The organism is Parendozoicomonas callyspongiae, assembly GCF_023502345.1.
Lineage (GTDB): Bacteria > Pseudomonadota > Gammaproteobacteria > Pseudomonadales > Endozoicomonadaceae > Sansalvadorimonas > Sansalvadorimonas callyspongiae.
This window is the reverse complement of the sequence record NZ_JAMFLX010000022.1, coordinates 43784-66953: the sequence shown is the minus strand read 5'-3', so window position 1 is coordinate 66953 and position 23170 is coordinate 43784. Positions and strand designations below refer to the sequence as shown.

Annotated in this window: 16 protein-coding genes; 8 read left to right on the top strand and 8 right to left on the bottom strand. The window is 48.3% G+C overall.

The features are described from left to right. Window positions 1-80 precede the first annotated feature (80 nt). Complete coding sequence (gene hemB / locus M3P05_RS15250) at window positions 81-1085, bottom strand: porphobilinogen synthase (RefSeq protein WP_283777828.1); 1005 nt, start codon at window positions 1083-1085, stop codon at window positions 81-83. A 139-nt stretch (window positions 1086-1224) separates the two neighbouring features. Here hemB and M3P05_RS15245 point away from each other — a divergent pair, with 139 nt between their 5' ends. From M3P05_RS15245 to M3P05_RS15230, 5 genes are all read left to right on the top strand, one after another. After that, window positions 1225-3849 carry a ubiquitin carboxyl-terminal hydrolase gene (locus tag M3P05_RS15245; RefSeq protein WP_249700781.1) on the top strand — a complete coding sequence of 875 codons (2625 nt, stop codon included), beginning with the start codon at window positions 1225-1227 and terminating at the stop codon, window positions 3847-3849. Between the two features lie 171 nt (window positions 3850-4020). Continuing rightward, window positions 4021-5376: a WD40 repeat domain-containing protein gene (locus M3P05_RS21275; RefSeq protein WP_408635921.1), complete on the top strand. Its 1356-nt coding sequence runs from the start codon at window positions 4021-4023 to the stop codon at window positions 5374-5376. 170 nt (window positions 5377-5546) lie between these two features. After that, complete coding sequence (locus M3P05_RS15240; RefSeq protein WP_249700780.1) at window positions 5547-7670, top strand: FAD-dependent oxidoreductase; 2124 nt, start codon at window positions 5547-5549, stop codon at window positions 7668-7670. 209 nt (window positions 7671-7879) lie between these two features. Then, on the top strand, window positions 7880-9943 hold the full coding sequence (locus tag M3P05_RS15235; RefSeq protein WP_249700779.1) for an NADPH-dependent 2,4-dienoyl-CoA reductase: 2064 nt from the start codon (window positions 7880-7882) through the stop codon (window positions 9941-9943). A gap of 390 nt (window positions 9944-10333) precedes the next feature. Then, window positions 10334-11077, top strand: a complete 744-nt coding sequence (locus M3P05_RS15230; protein WP_249700777.1) for a hypothetical protein — start codon at window positions 10334-10336, stop codon at window positions 11075-11077. Here M3P05_RS15230 and M3P05_RS15225 read toward each other — a convergent pair. Continuing rightward, window positions 11074-11808, bottom strand: a complete 735-nt coding sequence (locus M3P05_RS15225) for a YHYH protein (protein WP_249700775.1) — start codon at window positions 11806-11808, stop codon at window positions 11074-11076. The genes M3P05_RS15230 and M3P05_RS15225 overlap by 4 nt on opposite strands. Window positions 11809-12313: 505 nt before the next feature. Between M3P05_RS15225 and M3P05_RS15220 the strand changes: the two genes are divergently transcribed. Both M3P05_RS15220 and M3P05_RS15215 read left to right on the top strand, forming a co-directional pair. Next, window positions 12314-13105 carry an inositol monophosphatase family protein gene (locus M3P05_RS15220; RefSeq protein ID WP_249700773.1) on the top strand — a complete coding sequence of 264 codons (792 nt, stop codon included), beginning with the start codon at window positions 12314-12316 and terminating at the stop codon, window positions 13103-13105. Window positions 13106-13289: 184 nt separating this feature from the next. Further along, complete coding sequence (locus tag M3P05_RS15215; protein WP_249700770.1) at window positions 13290-14342, top strand: metallophosphoesterase; 1053 nt, start codon at window positions 13290-13292, stop codon at window positions 14340-14342. Window positions 14343-14406: 64 nt separating this feature from the next. On the opposite strand, the gene M3P05_RS15210 is transcribed toward M3P05_RS15215, so the two are convergent. The 3 genes from M3P05_RS15210 to M3P05_RS15200 all read right to left on the bottom strand — a co-directional run bounded on the left by M3P05_RS15210 (window position 14407) and on the right by M3P05_RS15200 (window position 18724). Continuing rightward, window positions 14407-15918, bottom strand: a complete 1512-nt coding sequence (locus tag M3P05_RS15210; RefSeq protein ID WP_249700768.1) for a BCCT family transporter — start codon at window positions 15916-15918, stop codon at window positions 14407-14409. Between the two features lie 140 nt (window positions 15919-16058). Next, window positions 16059-17375 carry a glycine/betaine/sarcosine/D-proline family reductase selenoprotein B gene (locus M3P05_RS15205; protein WP_249700765.1) on the bottom strand — a complete coding sequence of 439 codons (1317 nt, stop codon included), beginning with the start codon at window positions 17373-17375 and terminating at the stop codon, window positions 16059-16061. 14 nt (window positions 17376-17389) lie between these two features. Then, window positions 17390-18724 carry a glycine/sarcosine/betaine reductase component B subunit gene (locus M3P05_RS15200; protein WP_249700763.1) on the bottom strand — a complete coding sequence of 445 codons (1335 nt, stop codon included), beginning with the start codon at window positions 18722-18724 and terminating at the stop codon, window positions 17390-17392. A 784-nt stretch (window positions 18725-19508) separates the two neighbouring features. On the opposite strand from M3P05_RS15200, the gene M3P05_RS21270 reads away from it, so the two are divergent. After that, entirely contained in the window at window positions 19509-19805 is a 297-nt protein-coding gene (locus tag M3P05_RS21270) for a DUF1097 domain-containing protein (RefSeq protein ID WP_408635924.1), read from the top strand. A 60-nt stretch (window positions 19806-19865) separates the two neighbouring features. Here M3P05_RS21270 and M3P05_RS15190 read toward each other — a convergent pair whose 3' ends face one another. The 3 genes from M3P05_RS15190 to lpoB form a co-directional block, all read right to left on the bottom strand. After that, the gene (locus tag M3P05_RS15190) at window positions 19866-21044 is read right to left on the bottom strand and encodes a CsgG/HfaB family protein (protein ID WP_249700759.1); all 1179 of its coding nucleotides are present in this window, start codon (window positions 21042-21044) and stop codon (window positions 19866-19868) included. 13 nt (window positions 21045-21057) lie between these two features. Beyond that, a complete protein-coding gene (locus tag M3P05_RS15185; protein ID WP_249700758.1) occupies window positions 21058-22476 on the bottom strand; it encodes a DUF6844 domain-containing protein in 1419 nt (472 codons plus the stop codon). 72 nt (window positions 22477-22548) lie between these two features. After that, complete coding sequence (gene lpoB / locus M3P05_RS15180) at window positions 22549-23169, bottom strand: penicillin-binding protein activator LpoB (protein ID WP_249700756.1); 621 nt, start codon at window positions 23167-23169, stop codon at window positions 22549-22551. Window position 23170: the final 1 nt, after the last annotated feature.

The window sequence follows — 23170 nt, the reverse complement described above, 5'->3', positions numbered from 1 at the left end:
CTACTTTTCGCCTGAAGCCACAAACTCTGATCGAACAGACACTTATGGCTTCAGATCTGCTGCCCCATTAAATATTAGATTTATTTTTCTAGCAGCTGTGCAGCTCGGGGAGCAAAGTAAGTCAGTATCGCGTCGGCTCCCGCACGTCGGATAGATAACAGGCTCTCCATCATCACAGCATCACCATCCAGCCAGCCATTCTGCGCTGCCGCAACATGCATCGCATACTCTCCGCTGACCTGATAAACAAAGGTTGGCACTTCAAACTGGTCTTTTACCCGGCGAACAATATCCAGGTAAGGCATGCCCGGCTTGACCATCACCATATCGGCACCTTCCTGAAGATCCATGGCCACTTCGTGAATGGCTTCATCGGAGTTAGCCGGATCCATCTGGAAACTGTACTTGTTGCTTTTTCCAAGATTGCCCGCTGACCCTACCGCATCGCGGAAAGGCCCGTAGTAGCTTGAGGCATACTTGGCAGAGTAGGAAAGAATGCGGGTATGGATATGCCCACTCTCTTCCAGAGCTTTGCGAATCTCTCCAACCCGGCCATCCATCATATCAGAAGGCGCCACGATATCAGCTCCGGCCTCGGCATGGCTCAGAGCCTGCTTAACCAGAACCTCAACGGTTTCATCGTTCAGAACGTAACCATCATCGTCAATAACACCATCCAGACCATGGCTGGTGTATGGATCAAGCGCTACATCGGTAATGACGCCCAGCTCGGGATAACGGTCTTTCAAAGCCTTAACCGTACGCGGAACCAAACCTTCCGGGTTATAGGACTCTTTCCCTGCCAGACATTTCTTCTCGGCAGGAACAACCGGAAACAGTGCCAAAGCAGGAATTCCCAACTCTACCCACTTTTCTGCATCTTTAAGCAGTTCATCAACACTGAGACGCTCGACACCTGGCATTGAGGAGACAGGTTCCCGAACACCCTGCCCCTCAAGGACAAAAACCGGATAGATCAGGTTATCAACTGAGAGACGGGTCTCACGCATCAAACGCCTGGAAAAGTCGTCTTTGCGCATGCGGCGGGGACGGGCTGCCGGAAATGGACGCTGAACAGGGTTCAATTCTTACTCCTTAACTTCGAGAAGAGCCTGAGCACCTTCATATTACACATATTATGACCTGTTTCGGTTTGTATCTAAACCGGATTCGCTCAAGAAGCCTGCTACTTTTATGCTTCTTTGGACTAACGGATAATAATGAATGCCCGCAGCCCGGTATTTTCTCATATTTGCCATTTTCTTCTTTCTTCTTGCGGCAAGGGCTCAAGGGCACTCTGACACCGGACAAGCCATTGTAGATGACCCCAGTTATGAAAATACCCCTGAGCTGAGCACCTCCAATCCAGGCTGGTACAGGGAGTACGGCTCAGATACCCACCTTATGCTCAGCAAAAATTCCCATCTGGTTTTTGAAGACCACAAAATGGTGCGTCACTTGGGAATGGTGAGTGTAGCTGCGGCATTTGCAGCCCTGCTTGGCAGAGTTCCAGATCTGATGGGTTATGATACAAACAGTCTGGCAGCAAAAGTGATGACAACAATTCCCATGCTGGTATGGCCTGCAATGACTGGAAAAAGGACTTTTGAAGCTATCAGTGACAACCGGTTTCACACCAGGCGTTACCCCGTCAGAATCGTCGACCATCAAAGTCTTGCAAACCAGCTTTCAATTTTCTTCGAGTACTCCATTGCTTCCCAGAAAATTGAAATACGCTCGGCGCTACAGGCTTTTAAACAATATTCCGACAGACATGAGCTGAAAACACACAAGACAACTCTGCAATATCCATTGGTGACATTAAATCAACTCATCAATTTTCTACAGATCGACCGTGTGGAACTCTATTGGGAAGGTAAGTTTTCTCCTGTTGAACTCAGGTTCTGGCTGCCAGATACCACTAAGGTCAGTATCGAAATCCCACAATGGGGAGAAATTCTCTCCGCCAGACTGAAAAGCCAGGGGTTGCCAGCATTGCTGTCCTTCTTCCAACCCACAGGGCTAAACCAGATCAATGAAGTGCTTACATGCTTCTACCAGGGCAGCATTGGGACGGGGATCTGCCCGACAGGACACCTGACTCCCGAATTTGAGGACAGGAGTCATATCCGGTTACGTTACAAACCTACCGGGTTATACAACCTGCCTCTATTGAAAGGAAAACAGGTGGATCATCGTTTTCTGGTTCCCCTGTTACCGTGTAAAAATAACCTGTGCTCAATGGTATTAGCCTGGTTTTCCGATATAGAAAAAGGGTCACAGTCCCCCTTGCTGACGAGCTCAAATGAGCCTCTGTACTTATATGCCCGCCCTACGACACTGACACAACTTTCCAAAAGCACTCCAAACCTGTCCAAACCCGTTGTGCGTAGAGTATCTCCATGGCTAACGGATATTCTTACGCTTCTTCCTTATGCTGCCGTGTATTACGGCACAGACAGGCTGTTACTCAAAGGAATGGGGACTATTGGCATTGGTCCAACACAGTTTACTGCAGGGACAGGTTTATTCGGTGCAGGCTGGTTCGGCTCCGGTGACGGGCAGAAGCAGGGTTACGGCCAGGGTGGAATCACACCACCAGGAAGAAATGTTTTGGGCGGTCTAAAGGACTGGCTTACTGGTGCCGTGCCACTTTCTCCTGCGGAACAGGCCATCCTCAAAGTACTGCCCGGGAAATTTTCCAAAGATGTTAGGTTTGCTCTTGTTCCAACCCAAACCGCTTCATTAAAGAATACTGGAAACAGCTGTTTTCAGGATTCAGTTTTCAGTTATATGGCAAGTTCATTAACTGATGACGAACTGAATGGAATTCTGGAAGGACGGTATTTTGCTGTGAACAGGTCAGAAGCTTTCAGGAATACGTCAAATCTTGTGAGAAGAAGTTTTGTCGAGCTTATGAGGGGCTTGAGAAACCGCCTTTCTCCAGATGAGCTTGCCGAGCTGCGTAATCGTTTTTTTATAAATGCCAGAGATTATGCTCACGCTTACAGCCCAGGGCTCCAACCATTGTTTGGCGGTCAAAGCGCTTTAATTCAGCAGGATGCACATGAGTTTTACATGGCGCTTCAGAATATATTGGGAATAGAAGTGAATGCTGCTTCTCATCTACAACAGCAGCGTCACTATGTTCACCTTATAAATGGTCAGGAATACCCTCGAATAACCAATGAAGCAGCCTGGCAAAACATCACTACTATTCATTTTCCCAGAGAGGAAAATGTCTATAAATCCCATAATATTCAGGATTATTCCGGACTCATGAGTCACCGCCAGACACCCGAGTTTCTGGAAGGTGATGAGGCAGTATTTGTATCAGCCCAAGAACTGGAAGATGCTGGCCACAGGATACCTGAAGGGCTGGGAATTGGTGGAACTGTACCCAGTTACTCGTCGCTTAGAATTTCCCACCCAAACCCATCCGAAATCACTCACTTGAATTTCCAGGCTGTACTGTTTGAGCAAATCCAAGTTAACCCTACGACCGCAGCCCTAAGAAAAATTAATGCCGTCAGCCGCCACCTGTTAGCTGGTCCAGGAAAAGATACCCTGCGTGTTGAAGTTTTCTCCCCTGATGGCTCTTCGCAATTCATTAACATGAGACTCAACAGTGTCGTTATGCATTCAGGCAGCTCAATGCAGGGCGGACATTATACGACGGCTACAATTAAAGAAGGGCGCGTCATGCTACATGACGATATAAGAAATCAGGTTCATGAGATTGTTCCAACAGCCGGTGTAAGCACTTCTCCAGTAGATACACTATTAAGCTATATGCACCACACCCACAAGGATCCATACTTACTCAACTACGTTCGCGCTGATTTGTGACACTCAGTGGAGTTGATTCCAACGTGAATCTCCAGTCAGTTTCTCTCTTCTATTTTGGTAGCACTTTCTTACTCAGAAGTTGTCACGCATTCCATCCAGCTTGTCTGAATGAGTAACAACACAAGAACCATACTATGGCTTTCGTATCAAAGTTGTTAGATTAACCACCGTATGGAATTAAAAAACATGGACTTCGGCAGCTCATACTGTGTCTCTTCGCGTAAAAGATCTTCACCCCTTAGCCTTGAACAGGAAGATGAACAAGGTTCTAAAAAATTCTTACCAACACTCCGATCTCCATCACCGGAGAACATGTCGGTAACTGGCACAGATCTTTCTGAAAGGGATATAAAAAACCTTGAATACTCTTTCCAACACCTTGATGGGGATGCATTGCCGGAGACAGTGAAAAACACCGCCGTACTATCGAGAAATAAAATTCTGCTTCAACGCCCAAACCCGGTGGAGTGTATCACGACACTGACCGACGGAAAGGTAGTGATCGGCTCTGATGATAGCACTATAAAAGTTTGTGATCCGACTAAACCAAAAGGGCAGGTGTTGCTTTATACCCTGACAGAACAAATAAGAGACACAGAATTCTGCAGCATCACATGCATCACAACATTGAGCAATGGGTTGGTAGTCACCGGCGGCTGCAATCACACAGTAAACATCTGGAATCTAGGAACGGAGGGAGGAAGCTGTGTTGCCTGCCTGGAGGGGCACAAACGCAATATAACTTGTCTCCTTCCACTGAGCGATGGAAGCTTCGTTTCCTCTTGTGACGACCACACGTTGAAAGTCTGGAAACAAAGCCCTAACGGGTACTCTTGCACCGCTACCCTGAGTGACCATGAGTCCAGTGTGCACGATGTTATCCTTTTATCTGACGGAAACCTTGTGTCCGCCTCTACTGAAAGCCTGATAATTTGGGAGCCTGCAGGCTATCAATCTGTTTCTAAACTGCAAAAGGATACGGGCTGTGTACGACAACTTACTCCCTTGCCCGAAGGGCGGTTCGTGTCCGGTTCCTGGGATGGCATATTGAAAGTTTGGGGAAAAGGTACTGAAGGTTATCAGTGCTTCTTTACACAGGGACATACACAGGGACATACACGAGGACAATGCTGGATAAATAGACTCATCACTCTGCCTAACGGGAATTTTGTATCTAGCTCTAGCTGGGATAGTACTCCAAAAGTTTGGGGGCGGGTGAATGAACAATACCAGTGTCTCGCCATACTGAAAGGGCACACTGGAAACATATCAAGCCTTACTCTTCTGCCGAATGGACTGATAGCCTCTGGTTCCTGGGATTGCAACGTAAAGATATGGAATCCTGACAAACCTGAAGGTTCCCGGTGTATTACGACTCTTACTGGTAACAATGATTTCGTAAGATGCATCACTTCATTGCCCAGTGCCAAGATAATTACAGGTTCCTGGGATGGCAGCACGAGACTTTGGGATCTTGAAAAATATTCCGGGGACGCTGTTACAGATTCTGAGGACATGTCTTGCTAAGAGGTCTCAGGGCATGTAATAACAGTAGTAACAATACAACAAAACCGTGTATTGACTGCAGTTAGCTGTTTTTGTGTTACATATCAAATGTCCGCGATAAAAAACTGAATCCAAATGCCGATGCAGGGCGTATCCTGATACAAAGAACGAAACTCCTGGAAGCTCTGCTCATGCGTAACACTAAAATTCTGCTGCTGGCTATTGTTGCCGCAGCCTTGGCTGCTTTCTTTGGGCTGGGGCTGGAACAGTACCTGACTTTTGACTTCTTCAACCAACTCAAATCAGAAAGTCCTCTACTGACTGCTGCCGTTTTCTTTAGCATTTATGTTGTTGTCACAGCTTTATCCCTTCCTATCGCCACGGTTATGACTCTGTTTGGCGGTGCGCTCTTTGGTCTTGCACAGGGCCTGTTAATCATCTCATTTGCCAGCACTATTGGCGCGACACTGGCCATGCTGGTTTCCCGGACTCTGCTGCGTGACTGGGTACAAAGCAAGTTTGGCAGCTACTTGAAAACTATTAATGATGGCGTTGAAAAGGACGGTCCCTTCTACCTGTTCAGCCTGCGCCTGATTCCTGCCGTGCCTTTTATGGTGATCAACCTGGCAATGGGCCTGACTAAAATCCGTGCCGTAACATTTTACTGGGTCAGCCAGATTGGCATGCTGGCGGGAACAGCTGTTTACGTAAACGCCGGTGCTCAACTGGGACAGGTTGATGAGTTTTCTGTCTCCGGCATCCTGACACCTGGTTTGATTTTCTCCTTTGTTTTACTTGCGGTATTCCCATGGATTGCCCGCAGTATTATGGGAGCGATTCAGGCAAAGAAGGTTTATGAGGGTCATACCAAGCCAACCAAGTTTGATACCAACATTGCTGTCATTGGTGCTGGCTCAGGCGGTCTGGTAAGTGCTTATATCGCTGCGGCAGTTAAAGCCAAAGTCTCTCTGATTGAGAAGCATCAGATGGGTGGTGACTGCCTGAATACCGGTTGCGTTCCCAGTAAAGCTCTGATTCGTTCTTCACGCATCAATCACTACATACACCGTGCCGACGAATTCGGTATCAAAAATGTTCAGGCTGAAGTTGATTTCAAAGCCGTGATGGAACGTGTCCAGTCTGTGATCAAGCAGGTTGAACCACACGATTCTGTTGAACGCTACAGCGGTCTGGGTGTCGACTGCATTCAGGGCAAGGCTGAAATTGTCTCTCCCTGGGAGGTGAAAACCGGGAACGAAACCATTACCGCCAGGAACATTATTATTGCCAGCGGTGGTCGCCCGTTTGTTCCACCTATTCCTGGCATTGAAGACATCACTTACTACACCTCCGACACTATCTGGGGTCTGCGTGACAAGCCTGAACGTATGCTGGTGCTGGGTGGCGGTCCAATCGGTTCAGAACTGGCCCAGGCCTTCAACCGTCTTGGCATTAAAGTGACCCAGGTTGACCGTTCCAACCGTATCCTGCCCCGTGAAGATGAAGACGTGGCAGAGGTTGTGATGGAACAGTTTCGTAAGGATGGTATTGATCTTCGGGTCGGTTATGACGCTGTCGCATTCCATAAAGAAGGTGACCGTCAGTGGCTGGAAGCCAAGCATGACGGTGAAACCAAAACTATCGAGTTTGATGTAGCCTTGCTGGCCCTCGGCCGTAAAGCGAACACTGCATCACTTGGCATTGAAAAGCTGGGTATCGAAACTGCGCCTAATGGCACTATCGAGGTTAACGATTACCTGCAGACCAAGTACCCCAACATCTACGCATGTGGTGATGTGGCCGGTCCTTACCAGTTTACCCACGCTGCAGCTCACCAGGCCTGGTATGCCGCAGTTAACGCCCTTTTTGGTCGTTTCAAGAAGTTTAAAGTGGACTACTCAGTGATGCCATGGGCTACTTTCATCGACCCAGAAGTTGCCCGCGTAGGCCTGAGCGAACAGGAAGCGAAAGAACAGGGTATCAAGTATGAAGTCACCAAGTTCGGCATTGATGATCTGGATCGTGCCATGGCTGATGGTGAAGCCAAAGGCTTTATTAAGGTGCTGACTGTACCCGGTAAAGACAAGATTCTGGGCTGCACCATTGTCGGTTACCACGCGGGTGAGCTGATTACTGAATACATTACTGCCATGAAGCATGGACTGGGCCTGAACAAGATTCTCGGCACCATCCATATCTACCCAACATTGTCAGAAACCAATAAGTATGCTGCCGGTGAATGGAAGAAAGCCCATGTGCCCGAGAAAGCTATGAAATTCCTGGCCAGGTTCCATGCCTGGAATCGCGGAGAATAATCTGACCCAAAACGCTAACAAATCTGGTTGAGCTTCCCCTCACCTGCAATCGACTCTTAGGAGCTTGGTCGGTTGCAGGTTTTTTCTTTTCTCACCTCTCTCTAAAAGAGCACTGTCTTTTATAACCAGCCATCTGCACTTTTCGATCATTTACCTTATTCATTCCACGCCCTATATTGCCTGTCATAATAAATAAAGAGGCGGGACGGATGAGCGATCAAAAGAATTACCCCCATATTTTTGAACCTCTGGACCTTGGTTTCACCACTCTGAAAAACAGAGTCATGATGGGTTCCATGCATGTTGGTCTGGAAGATCGCCCATGGCACTTTGATGAAATGGCTGAGTACTTTGCTGAAAGAGCCAGAGGTGGGGCTGGTCTGCTGGTAACAGGTGGATTCTCACCCAACAGAGCAGGTGATCTGCTTCCTTTCGGCTCCAAACTGATCAGTAACTGGCAGGTGTCTTTTCACAAAAAGGTAACCAGCGCCGTTCACAAAGCTGACAGCAAGATTCTTCTGCAGATTCTCCATGCGGGCCGTTATGGTTATACGCCTTTCAATGTTGCTCCCTCAGCAATCAAATCACCTATCTCCATTTTCAAACCCAAAGAGCTAAGCAGCCGAGCTATCTACAAGACCATTGATGACTATGCCCGTTGTGCCTCTCTGGCAAAGAAAGCTGGCTACGATGGCGTTGAGGTGATGGGCTCTGAAGGCTATTTCATCACCCAGATGATTAACAAGCGCACCAACCACCGTTCTGATGAGTGGGGTGGTTCTTATGAGAACCGGATTCGCTTTCCTCTGGAAGTCGTACGCCGGATAAGAGAAGCCGTTGGGCCTGATTTTATTATCCTGTTCCGCCTGTCGATGCTTGATCTGGTTGAAGGATCTTCTGAAATTAATGAAGTTATCCAGCTGGCTCTGGAACTGGAAAAAGCCGGGGCCACCATGATTAATACGGGTATTGGCTGGCATGAAGCCCGCGTGCCAACCATTGTGACTTCTGTTCCCCGTGCGGCTTTTGTGGACGTTACGGCCAAAGTCAAAGCCGCTGTAAACATTCCCGTCGTGGCTTCAAACCGAATAAATATGCCTGATACTGCAGAGGATATTTTGTCATCAGGCAAAGCCGATATGATCTCCATGGCCCGCCCACTACTGGCTGATCCGGAATGGACAAATAAAGCGGCTGAAGGCCGTGCAGATGAAATCAACACCTGTATTGCCTGTAACCAAGCCTGTCTTGACCATGCCTTTGAAGGGAAACGGGCCAGTTGCCTGGTCAACCCTCGCGCAGCCCATGAAACAAAATTGATTTATAAAACAGTGTCCACTCCTAAGAAAGTTGCTGTTGTTGGCGCGGGCCCTGCTGGTCTGGCCTGTGCAACAGTTGCCGCCCAGCGTGGCCATAAAGTCACACTTTATGAAGCCCGTTCCGAAATTGGAGGACAGTTTAATTACGCCAGCATGATTCCGGGCAAAGAAGAGTTCAGGGAAACAATCCGCTATTACCTGAAACAGATTGAACTACATAATGTTGAGCTGAAACTGGAAACAAAGGCGTCTGCCAGTGATCTTCAATCGGCAGGTTTCGATGAAATCATTGTTGCCAGTGGCGTATCCCCCCGTATCCCCGATATGCCGGGAACCAAACACCCTAAAGTCGTTACCTATCAGGAAGTACTTGGCAAGAAGATGAAACTGGGTGATCGGGTTGCCATTTTGGGAGCCGGTGGAATCGGGTTTGATATGTGTGAGTATCTCACCCATGAGGGCAAGTCTCTTACCCTGGATAAAGATGCCTGGATGAGAGAGTGGGGAGTTGATGGATCAAATGAAAAACGGGGTGGACTGAACGAAGCGGAAATAGAGCCCTCTCCACGCAAGGTCTATATGCTCCAGAGGAAGACATCCAGTTTCGGTAAAGGGCTTAATAAAACCTCTGGCTGGGTGCACCGGGCGGTTGTAAAGATGAAAGGTGTGGAAACCATTGGCGGTGTCTCTTATGACAAGGTCGATGATGAAGGGCTGCACATCACCATATCAACTGGCAGCAAAGGCGAAGAGATAAAGGAACAGCGGGTTCTTGATGTGGACAACATTGTTCTCTGTGCTGGTCAGGTCAGTGAAAACAGCCTTTACAAAGAGCTGGAACAGCTTGCCAGCAGCTCATTCAAACTCCATCTCGTCGGTGGGGCAGAACACGCCGGAGAGCTGGATGCCAAGCGAGCGATAAAACTGGCCAGTGAACTGGCTGCATCACTATAAACATACTGCTCCGACAGACTGAGCAACTGTATTCTGTCGGAGCCTCCTCCCTTACCTTACTTATCCCCCCTCATTCCTTGCAACTCCCTCCAACCCTTATTGCGTCTACATTTCAGTACCTTGAAACGTACTGTTATTGCAAACTGTCTGGCCAAGTCTCTGGTATGCCATGCAGGAAGATAAAGATCTGTCTCATTTTGAAAAGTACAGCCAAGGACAAAAGCGGTTTCAAGGACACGATGATGGAGATGTTCGAAAAGCACAGTCCTGAAAGTATTGCTGAAGCCTCGCTTTTTAATGTGTCACGAGCATATAATTCTGTGGGATTTTTATAACTACAAAAACGCGCTAACTAAAACAGCAGTTCTTAGATAACTGGAAATAATAACAATGAAAAGAATCGCAGTTTTCCTGATTATGCTGCTCGCGAGTACACTCGCTTCGGCACAGATTTTTGAAGACTATTTCAACGAAAGCGAATTCAACTACTTTGAATACAATCCGGAATGCTCGGGTCTTTCTGATAATCAGTTTTATGATGTGACCGAAGCATGCTGGGATCAGGTTGCCAGCTATGATGACATCTCATCTTCTCAGTTTAAGGTTGCGTTAAAGAAGTATTCACAGTGTCTGGAAAAAAAGGGTATCCCGCAGTCTGTTCAGCAACGCTGTATTGCCCAGAACAAGGCTGAAATGAACAGCCCGATTGGTGCCCGGGCCGGGTTTCAGGATATGGCGAAAGCTCTTCAGCAAATGGCCAGCCAGCGGGGATCCGACCAGATATCGTTACCCATTCCTCCAAAAAGTCAGCTGATTAATCATATGTATCCGGAAGATATTGGCGGTCAGGTTGGTGCCATGAAAGTCAATTTGGCTGCAGCCGTATTTGTCAGTGATATGGATATGAAACAGATGGCAGAGTTTTACCGGGGCAAGGTTGGTGACTTCCTGGAGTATCGTCATGGCAATGGTGATATCAGCTTTATCAAAGGTGCCGGGGTGGAAGTGAAGCAGCCCAAGGAACTACTGAAAGCGCAGATGGAGAAGCCAAACATTCAAATCACCAAGCGCATTAATATGATGACCGGGCAGCCAGCTTCCGGCAGTCAGGTGACGTTATTCTATCAGCGTTAACGCACCAGAAGAGAGCGCAAACTTGCGCTCTCCTTCATTCTCTTACCTGCGATTTCTACCGGGCCCCTGGAGAAATCATCGGAAGGCTCGCCGCAGAAACATCGGGGAATAACTGGCCACTTCTTTGTCAGGAAGTAGGCATAGGTTCCATAAGGAAACTCAGGTGCGACTGTGAATCGCCCATTGCATTCATCAAGATTTCCTGCGCCGGCCGTATAAACATAGTCGGCAACAAATGTCCCGTCGTAGCGGCCGCCTGGGTTATCACCGCCAGATGGCCTTGCTCCCTTGCGCAGTGCATAACTTGAGGTCATTTCCACGATGGGAGAATTCGGGTTGTCGGGATTCTGGTAGCCATATTGCGAGTATATGGGGAAACCATCAGCAGCCCAGCCGACCAGTGGTGAGTGGGAGTTCTGGTTAATCCCAAGGCTCAGAAGCAGAAGTTCTGGTAAGCCATGGTAGTGATAAGCACCGGTTGGCTGAACATGAGCAATATTGGCATCTATGCCAAGGGGAATTGCACCTGACATTGGTTCATACTGCCATTCGCTGCGCCGGTTTCCCTTGTACCATTCTGCAGCTCCCGGATCGAAAGGGACACCATTCACTGCCAGGCCAAAATCCTGCAGACGCAGAGGCGTGATCTCTTCTTCTGTTTCAGGATTGGCAGGAAGAGTTCTGAGTATGCCGTCACTTTGAACAATATCGTGCTCCCGCGCAGGGGGCATCCCGCCTCCTAAGCCGCCAGATCCATTTGACCCATTACCCATATCGGGGCCGTTCGGGAACACATGCAAGTTCATTGCTTCCTGGAGGTGTACGGCAAATGCCTGTTATGGAGCGTCCTCTTCCTGAGATCTGACAACTGTCTCCTTCTGACGAATAGTTGCAGGCTGATATAGCCTCGGCTGGTGGCGTATGACTTCGGTGCTGGTGAGCCTGACTGCTTATGGATAGGGCAATCATGGGAAGGGCTAATGGAAGAAAGTGAAGAACAGGTTTCATGACCGTGATCGTTTATTGTTTTTATTCGACTACTTTCCATGAACCCGGGCCATCTATCAAGTGTATTGAATCTGCAGATATTGGTTGGCAGGTCTACTCTTGCCCGTTTTTGAGCGAGCAGGAATCATGAAAATGTCTTCTTCCGCCGGAACAGGTGTTTCGCACATAAAGAACACATTTCTGTTGTTATTGATCTTTGTTTTCGCCGCAAAAGCCTGGAGTAGTGATATGAGTGCTGAAATCCAGAAACGCCGGGAGTTTGCTGAACCTCTGGTGCGGGAGGCTGGAGCCCTGGCTGCAGAATATTTCAAGAAACGGGAGCAATTAACCATTGAAGCCAAGGGGCCACAGAATTTTGTCTCCGAGGCAGACAGAAATGTTGAACAGCTTATCTACCAGAGAATAAAGGAGACATTCCCTGAAGACAGCGTGCTGGGCGAGGAGACCGGCATGCATGATGGAGCAGAAGGAAAACTTACCTGGGTTATTGATCCCATTGATGGCACAGGTAACTTTGTTAAAGGTATTCCCCTGTACTGTGTGTTACTGGCGTTAGTGAAAGATGGTCAGCCTGTTCTTGGTTTTACTTATGATCCGGAGCGGGATGAGATGTATGTGGCAGTCAAGGGGCATGGGGCAACTCTGAACGGTGCGCCATTGAAGCACATATCTGAGAGTCAGCAGTTACCAACCAATGAATCCACCATTATTGTCGGTACCTGCAAAAGGCATAGCAGCATTCCGGCATGTATGGATCAGCGGATAAATCTGCTGGCAACAGGGTGTGAATACCGTCGTATAGGGTGTGCCGGTTTGAGCCTGGCATGGCTGGCTGCAGGTAGGATACAGGGTTATCAGGAGTACTTTCTAAACAGCTGGGATGTTATGCCAGGTTTTCTTCTGAACAGGGAGGTTGGTAATTCAATGCTGCCAATTCCAGATTCATATCTTCGAAATGGCGGAGAAGTGCTGGTGGCGACACCTGATCTGTTTAATGTTTTGAAAAAAATCTTTCCCTAGTAAGGATAAAAATCAGTTACACACAATATGTGGTATGTAAACTTCTCTGTCACTACAATTTCTGGGAGGGGGGGGTGAGTTCTCGGAAGATTAATATCTGGCTGACATAATGCGAGCGTAGGCCTGTAGAAGCCAATATTAACCCGGTTTTTTAAGAGTTATTCAGACAGTAAGGAATAATGGAATGACCAAAAAACATATTGTTGCGGCTTGTGCTATTGCAGCGAGTATTTCTGGATGTGCGGCAGTAGATAGCTTTATGTCGGAGCATTATGTTTCTGCAAGTGATGCAGGTATTAACGATGGTCCGTACGTTTTTATTGAACAGGACAACTTACTCTCTGCCCGTGTAGCTAACAATGAACTGACCTACACTCAACTTCCTCAGGACTCGTTTCCAACAGATTTTCCTGCCGAGATTTCCAGCTATAAGAGCAATGGAACGGTAGCTGTATTAAGCGATATCCACGGCCAGCATAATCTGTTCATCACACTTCTGAAAAATAACAACATTATCGACGAAGAAGAGAACTGGAGTTTTGGTGATGGCCACTTTGTTATCACTGGAGATATTTTTGACCGGGGGCCAAATGTCATCGAGTCATTATGGCTGGTTATGAAGCTTGAAAAGCAGGCTGAAATGGCCGGTGGTAAAGTTCACTACCTGCTGGGTAACCACGAATACATGGTTCTGCTGGGCGACGAGCGGTACTTGAATGACAAATATCTGAAAACAGCAGAGCTGTTCAAACAGCCATATAAAGATCTTTTTAACCAGAATACTGTGTTGGGGCGCTGGCTGAGAAGCAAGGCCACTGTTATCAAGATTGATGACACTATCTATACCCATGGTGGGTTGTCACCTTCTTTCTCAAAACATAAGCAGCCTCTGGATCTGGTTAACAATAACTACCGCATCACTATCGATATGCCTCTCAAGGAAGTCAGAAGCTCACCAAAGTATGGCATTTACCATAACAGGGTCAGTCCTGTTTGGTATCGGGGTTACTTTTCTGGTGAGTTAACGGTTGAGCAGGTTGCTGATATTTTGAAACAGTACGGTGCGAAGCGAATTGTTGTTGGCCATACACCTCAGAATGAAATCAAGAAGCTGAGCAATGGACAGATTTTTGCCGTTGATACCAGTATTCAGACCGGAGAGTCTGGTCAAATACTGTTTTTTAAAAATGATGTGGCAATCAGGGCAAAGCTCAATGGGGAAAGGGAACCCTTATGATTGGCGGTTCCTGATTGAAGGGAAGCAGCAGCCCTAAAACAGGGCTGCTGTCGTAAGGCTGTTATCAGCCAGCCTGCTCAGCAGAAGGAAGTTCCTTTGCCTCGGCAGGGTAGTCCTCGTGTAGGAATCTCATCAGAGAGAACATACTCAGGATCAGAACGAACACAAATGGGAAAGCCGCGACAATGGAGATTGTCTGCAGCAGGCTGAGACCATTCGCACTTCCCAGCATCAACACCAGCGCCAGGGCAGACTGCAGTACAGCCCAGATGATCTTCATCTTGGTGGATGGTTCAGGGTTACCGTTGGAGGACAGAGTACCCAGTACATAAGTCGCACCGTTGGCGGAAGTGATAAAGAAGGTAAACAGCACAAAGATGATCAGTACGGAAATCAGGCCACCCATAGGATAGTTTTCCATGATCACGAACAGAGCTGTGGACGTGGATTGAATCGCTTGAGCAGCGGCTTCAACGCCAACATTCAGGCTCATGGTGCCGAAGATTGCGAACCACACGAAAGAACCCAGGGAAGGTGCGATCAGTACGCCGAGAACGAATTCACGGATAGTACGGCCCTTGGATACCTTGGCGATAAATGGTGCACAGAAAGGAGACCATGCAATCCACCAGGCCATGTAGAACACAGTCCAGCTGCCGTACCATGGGTCATTGCCGATAGCCAGGCTGTCAGACAGCCAGTTCTGCATGTAGTTACCTACAGAGCTGGTAAAGGTGTTCATGATTTCAGCGGTAGGACCGAAGACGAACGCCAGACCCAGAATAGCTGCAGCGATAGCCAGGTTCAGGTTGGACATGTATTTAATGCCCTTCTGCATACCGGTAACAGTACACAGGATCACCAGAACGGTGATGATGGAAACCATGACAATCTTGACCATGCCAGTATCGGGAATGCCGAATACAAAGGACAGGCCACTGTTGATCTGCTGAGCACCCATGCCGAGAGAGGTAGCAATACCGGCAGCAGTTGCGAACAGAGCAAGAACGTTGATCAGCTTACCCCAGCCACTGCGTGGGCCTTCTTTGCCCATAAACGGCAGCAGCAGATTACTGATCAGACCATCTTCTTTGCGATTGTACATGAGATAGGCCAGAGGCAGGCCAAGAACGCTGTAGATAGCCCAGGGCTGAAGACCCCAGTGCAGGAAGGATTTGCGCATGGCAAATTCAGCGGCTTCTACGGAGCCAGCCTCGATAGTGGAGATCGGATTCAACCAGTGGTTCAAAGGTTCTGCAACCCCCCAGAACACCAGACCGATACCCATACCGGCGGAGAACAGCATGGCGAACCATGTTGCTGTGCTGAATTCAGGATCACCTTCACCCAGCTTGATATTGCCAAAACGGCTCATACCGACGCCGAGACAGAAAATAACAAATGCAAAAGCACTCGCGTTATAGAGCCAGCCAAAGCCTCCGGTGAGGAAACTCATGGCTTTACCCCCAATAGTACCCAGAGCTTCCGGGAACATCATGCCAAGGATTACGATGGCAAGAACTAGAGCAAGACCGGTGACAAATACTGTTTTGTCGCCTTCTGTATTGTGATGCATTTTAATTTCCCCCAATGGAAATTTATTTTTGAGAGCTGTGACAACAGAACAACGTGAGGAAGCCAGCATCCTTGCTGGCGACATCTACACGACTTTGTTCTGCGGGGGTGGCCCAGTGAATAGCCACCCGGCAGTTACTCTCAGAATTTCACCTTAAATACAGTTTGCTCCTCTACTGGTTGGGTTAACGCATCCAGAGCAACTTCCACACGGTGGTAGCGCATCTGGTACTGCTCTTCTTCGGTCATTTCCGGGTTACCCAGTGGGTACGGAATGGCGAATCCGGGGACGATACGGTTGGAGCCAGTGGTCTTGGCAACCGGTACCAGGTTGGCCAGCTGAGTAACAGGCAGGCCAGTTTCTTTTTCGATTTGCTTGACGATCGTTGCACCGCAACGAGTACAAGTGCCTCAGGTGGAGACCAATAGCACGCCGTCTACGTTTGCTTCCTGGATGGGCGGAACCATCTCGCTGGCCATACGGGCAGCTTCTTTCTGAGTGGTGCCGGTACCAACTGTGGAGTAGAAGAACTCGTGCAGCTTGCCGATCTTGCCTTCTTTTTCCATCTGACGCAGAGCGTCCAGAGGCAGGATAACGTTAGGGTTGTTATCAGCCATCATTGGGTCGAAGCCAGCGTGGATGGTCTTGAACTCACCACCTTTCAGGCGTTCCATACCAGTCATGTCATAACGACCCCAGCGGGTAGCAGAGGCAGACTGGATACGGTCAGGGTTGTCTACAGGCACTATACCGCCGGTGTTGATAACGGCGATGGTAGCCTTGGACAGATCCTTGATCGGTGCACCGATAGGAACGAAGTCGGTCTTAGGAATAGGTAGTTCGGTAGCGAATGGTTTTCCGGCGATCTTGGCCAGCAGCATTTCTACTGCACGGTCAGCCGCAGGCTTCATCTCAGCATCGAAAACCATGTGGCGCTTGCCACGACCGAAGTAACCTTCTTCTGCAGCGGAACCAACAGGCTCACCAGCGATAACGCGGCTTGCGTACTCAGCAACCTTGGCTGCGTCACCACGCATGGCTGCAGCGCTCTTGCCGCCTTCGAAGATCACCATTTCCTTGCGGAACATTTCCACACCAGGGTTCTCATCGTTCATGGAGGAGAACACAGGAACACCGAACTTGGCAGTCACGGCACGGGAGATTTCGCCACAGGCAACACCGTAACGACCGGCACGGAATGCAGGGCCGGCGAAGAATACGTCGAATTCCTTGCCTTCCAGCATTTCGCTGATGATCGCGATGGCGTCTTCACGGTAAGAACCCATGAAGTTGTCACCACAGATCACAGTGTGAGTGACTTCGATGCCTTTCAGTGCTGCCTGGATAGCAGCTGCGCCGCCGATCGCGCCTTCGCGGATCTCTGGCTTGTGATCAGCCTTGTCTTCGCCACCGATACCGGCGAAGAACTGGTTGATGTAAACAATCGCTTTTTTCATTGCCGTATCCCCGATCAGTATTCCCGAACAGTCTTTTGAGCCCAGCCCATTACCTGGTCGCCACAGAACATGGCGTTGTTTTCCATGATGATGGAACCATCTTCACGGACTGAGGGGCCGAGGATCTCGTCGCCTTCCCAGCCACCGGACATGCCGTCACGGCTCAGGGCAGCCAGCTCACCGATAACTTCTTTCATCGGAGGCAGATCGATCAGTTCGGAAACGTTACCGCAGGAAACGATAGCGTCAGACTTTGGATCCATGGATACCAGAGACTGGGAGCGACCGTCACGACCGGTACATTCGTTGGTCATACCAACAGTTTTCACACCAGCGTCTTCCAGGGCCACGATGCAGGCAGTGAAGTCTGCGTCGGGGTTACCGTAACCTTGCTCAGCAACGATTGCGCTGTCAGCACCCAGGCTCTTAGCCATCTGGGCTACGAACAGGGCGGAACGTTCTTTCTGTACCAGAGCAACGTTCAGGTTGGAGGTGATAACACCCAGGAAGTTGATAGTCTTACCATGCTGCTCGTACAGAGCCTTGATGGTTGGACAGTTCTGGTAATCGTAAGTTGCCCACTTGGAGGAGGTAGGCATGAAGGAACCACCGATCAGGGAACCATCCAGAACTTCGTTCGGATGCATATAGGTTGGGATGGACTTGTTCAGGTCCCAGCCGTATGCCAGATCGTTGTAACCTTCTTCTTCCATCTGAGTCATGGTCTGAATGACATAGACAACAGAAGGCAGTTCGTTAACAGCTTGCTCACGCTTGGTAACAGCAGGCAGGTCAAAAGTCTGAACTTCTTCAGGCTCTGCATCTTTCACACAACGACCCAGGTATTCAGCCAGGCGGTGTGCAGCCCAACGCAGGGCGTGGTTCTTCTTCTGCTGCTCGTGACGTTCGAATTCTTCGTCGGTGTCTGCAACCAGGCAAACGTTGATCAGCTGGGAGTAGTAGCTCCACTGAGCACCTTCGCCAGACATATCGATCAGACCATCACCAAAGCTACCCCAGTGCTTGCCAACAGCCAGAACGCTGCAGCCTTTCAGGGCGTGGGAACGGCCTTCACCGACCTGATACAGATCAGAACCGGTAACACCGGGGAAGTAATTATCGAACTTGCTGTTAACGCGACAGCGGGGTTCTACAGCTTCCTTAACGGGAACAATGCGCTTTTCTTCACCTGGACGGGCAATAACAAGATCCGCTTCGGTAATGTGCTCATCTTCACGTACAACGGCGAGTGCTTCTTCTTTGTTAATAGTGAGGACACCATTTTCAAAGCGAGTGAAATCGCCGAAGGTGACTTCCTTGACATGGAAGTGACCCAGCTCAAGTTTCATAGCTAGCCTCTTACTCGTATTGAGTTTGAATTAATACCTGAAATCAAGGTGCCAAGAATCAACAGCCATAAAATTACGCTCCTTATTAAATAGCTACACACGAGTAATGTATTCTCTGTTGTCAAAAGACAATAAGAAGCACATTACCGAGGTAAATGAAGGCGCATATAATTCTTTGCCGGTAATTGACAGCAAGCTTGTATTAACAGGTAGTTAGGACCCTTGGATCCTGGAGGAATTAATAGCTCCAATCCACCAGGTTAGGATATAAACGATAGACTTATCTACAACGTAGGAATAAGAAGAGGAGAAAACTGAGGTTAAGAAGAAGTAGTATTTTTGTATTATTGAAACAACAGCCGGGTGAAATTGATTCATGAAACCACAAAAAATCAGGAGTTGCTTTGCAATCTTTTGCAAGAAATCCAAGCTTAGTGATTGTGGTTTGTTTGAATCAGCGTAAAACATTGTTCGGCTGCATCAGGAATTAGGTTGATGCTAAAACTACATTCATTACGTTTGTAATTAATTGGTATAGATCAATTTTCGGACCTATTGTCGTTAATTACTGAAGCCAAGACGGGTTAATTGGTTAACTACGAGTAACTTTTATTAGCCTATCGACACTATTTTGCTAATTATACAATTTCTGCCAAAAAAATACCTGAATTATTAGTGGTATAGAGGCATTAAATTTGAGTTCTGGCATTTTCGTACCATTTTGCCTGATTTCCGTTGGTATTCACCTGTGACCCAGTGCTGAAAATGCACCTGGGCTGGTTTCCTGGGTTGTACGACGTACTTTGCCTCTCCCCGTGACGGTGTTGCCGGCCTGGCTGAGAGCATGCTTACCAATCTGACCGGTGTGTTCTGGGCCATGGTTATCATCAAACTGTCCACTATTATGAATGTGGAAGTGATCGGCTATATGATTATGGCAGCTGATCCTGCCTTCTTTGTTGGTGGGAGCTGTGTTTGGATACGCCATGAAAGCATCCGGACTCTGGCTGCATGCAAGGCTGAACCAGTCCAAAGAACCTACAAGCGGTTCCGAAAAGACTGCTTAGGCTTTTTGACTTAAGAGGTTTCAGGCATAAAAAAACCGGACATATCGTCCGGTTTTTTTATGCGGTAAGAAATTTTACAGAAAGACGCCGCCAGCCTCAGGAAGCTTCTGTTCCTTTGCAGGAGCTGCAGCTTTCTTGGGTTTTGGTGATGCCTTGGGCTTGTATCGTCTGGCGATGTAAAGCTTCTGGATATCTTCCACATCGCCTTTGATCACATCGGCATAAGACATTTTGGCTGTAACCCGTGCAATGCGAACTCTTGCAATTGGAGTTTCATCCCGACCCAGTACTTCCTTGGTATAAGGATCGACAATCTTTTCCCCAAGAGCATAGATGTGGTAAACATCACCTGTGTTGAGGGTTTTGCCGCCCTGATTCAGGATCACCTGATCACCATTCATACCAACAACCCGCATTGGGTAAATGTTCCCCAGAGCTTCAGCAGTAATCTTCTTACTGATCGCATCGGCAGTTTTCTGCAGGCTGTCAGTTTTCAGAGTAACGGAGACAGTGTCAGCCCACTTAACCTGGCGTGTGGCAACAGCAATGATTTGGTAACGAACAGTCGCGGTAGCTCTTACGTGTTGCTCCTGCTCACCTGTCAGTTCAACTGTTGTGATCCAGCGATTGGCCCTGGCCTTCTCAATGGTACCAACCAGGATGTAATCCAGCCCCAGCACTTTACCCATACGGGCCTTTTCTGAGATGGCTGCATCTTCACTTTGCCAGAGTGATTTCTCTGCCTGGTATTCTTTTTCGTGTTCACGATCAAGAACAGCAAAACGGCGGCTCTGAACCAGCTGGTCCTGTACCCCTTTTGTCACCATTTTGCGGAACTCTATGGCTCCGGTGAAAGGCAGAACTGCAATCTTGCGGCGTGATTCGGCAGACAGGCCTGGCGTTTTGTATTGGAAAACCTGAACACTCATGCTGATGGAGCATTCATCATCAGAGCAGTTTCTATCCAGAATGCTGTAACCGGCAATCTGGCCTTTTGTTCCGACTACCGTACCTCGACTGACAGCAGAAACAGTATCTTTCTGGTCGTTAACCTTGGTCTGAATTTTCACAGTGTTTTGCACACTGCTGATATCCGCACCATTAACCTGCCGGATAGCCTGGGTTAAACCGTGCTCGATAGCGGCATCTTCAGTCAGACCATATCCGGTCACCTCCACATCCATCACAGCTGCAAAAGCTGCCAGCGGGAGGGCCATCAGCAGCATAACTGCTGCTGTAAGCCTTTTCATCATTCGTTTCAATCCTTTAGAAATCATCGTCTTCCATCAGGAAGGCGCTGGAAGCCTGCTGGGCAGAGTTTTTCTTTGGTGCTGCCGTCTGCTGCTGAGGAGCGGGTGCAGATGGGATTTTGTTAGCCTTGAAGGTTCTGGTTGCCTGTTCGGTTTCAGGGCGCCAGGCCAGTACCACTCCGTTCAGTTCACGACCGGAAACCGAATGCTTTTCTGTCCAGCGCATAACTTCACTGATACCAACCAGGTCTTTAACCCTGGAAGTCATCCTGGACATGGCTTTGGTTTCTTTAATGATCTTGTTAATGGTTTCCTGAGTGGTTTCAACACCATTCTCGGTTTTGGTGATTTTGTTTGTTTTGGTCTTTTCCTTGCCTTTAAAAGTGGAGGTTTCAGACGCGCCGTTCAGGTTGTAGGCTTCTGCAAAGTGGGAGAAAGCATCGTTCTCAGCTTCATCAAAGGAGAAGTCACGATTGTCTACACACTCTTCGTAATCAACAGGATTACAGTCATTACCTGCTTGGGCAAAAGACAACAGTACGGGATAGCCGTTCTCATCGTAGAACATCCGCAAACCGTATTCGTACATCAGGTTCTCACGGTTGACTTCAAGATACTCTTCGATATCAACTCCATGCTTTTTGGGATTGGGCTGGATAACACCCTTGCTGGTACGAAGCTTTCTCAGGAAGTTTTTCATCTTCACAGATGTTTTCATAACCACGGCAACAGCTGTGTTGCCATTGGCATCAGTGGTTTCGTAGGTGTTAACAATCATGGCACCACTCAGGTCACCATGGGATTTACGAGTTACGGCTTTGCTGAAGGCCTTCTTCAGCATGACCTTTCTTTTTTCAGGATTTGCAGACTTATACTCGGCAGGGTCAACACCCTTTTCCTCAAGCTTCTCATCCAGAACGGCATCAGCATAGGCAACGACTTTATTCAGCACGCTTTCCATCTTGCTTTGGCTTTGCAGATCCTCAGGCTCGAATTCTGGCTGCTTATTGGTTTTGAAGCTGTCTTTGATAATGTCAGAAGATACTTCGCTGTAAAGCTGCTTCAGAAATGACTCACGGGCTTTATTCTGTGCTTCCTGGTAAGCAATAACACGGGCATCGCCCCAGTTGGTAGAGCTGGAAGGTTCGCTGACAAGTGCACTGCCGGAGCTGATAAATACTTCATTACTGCGTCCCTGTTTTTTGTACTTTCTTTTTTGATTGCGTACATATTTGCGAGCTGTTTCTTCTACATCACGAAAGGCGTCATCAACTTTCTTTTCACTGGCTTCGATAACGGCTTCAGCAGTCTGGGCTGGCTGGTTAGCGGATTCTTCGACCGTTGCAGTTTCTGTTGCAGGTTGTTGCTCTGCACTGGCAGAGAGCGGGCAAAGTGAGGCAGTCGCCAGCACCAGAGCCAACAGTGTTTTATTCATCTGAAATTCCTTTTATAGGTTTGACTGGATATCTGGAAACCGGTCTGCAGAAACTGCAGACCGGCTGGCAATTTACCAGGAAACTGACTTGTTGGAGCCGCGCTTGATAATCTGGATGCTGTCTTCGTAGTAAGCCAGCCCCTTTTCCAGGTTTGTCAGGGTTAGCTGGAAGTAGTAATCCACTTGCTGAGTGTTACGATCAACTTTGTTATTACGCTGAATGATCTTACCGGTAAGGTTAAAATCAGGCGCAATCACTGTACCGTTCTTCTTTACAGTTGCCTGATTAATGAGCTTGGAGCTGCTGAGTTTACGCACCTTTTCGGTCATCGCATCTTCAGGGCCATTCGCAGTCACGGCAGTTGTGGTAATAAATCGCCCGGTTTTGAGTAATTCTGAACGCATCTTTTTTGTTAGCTGATCTGTGTCGATACGCTGGGTAGTGTCGTTAACAATTGGGGAAACGGAAATAACATAACGCGCACCTTGAGCCATTTGAGGATGAACCATCAGCGGAGATTTAGCGATACCAGTTACTGCCTGCTTTGCAGCACTATTAAAATCCTTGTAGTCCAGTCCCATCACAACCGTCTTGTCCTGGGCAGGATCAACATAAGTTGTTTGGGTGGCACAGCCTGCCATCAGGGTCATGACACAGGCGACAACTGCAGGTTTAATGAACTTCTTAATCATT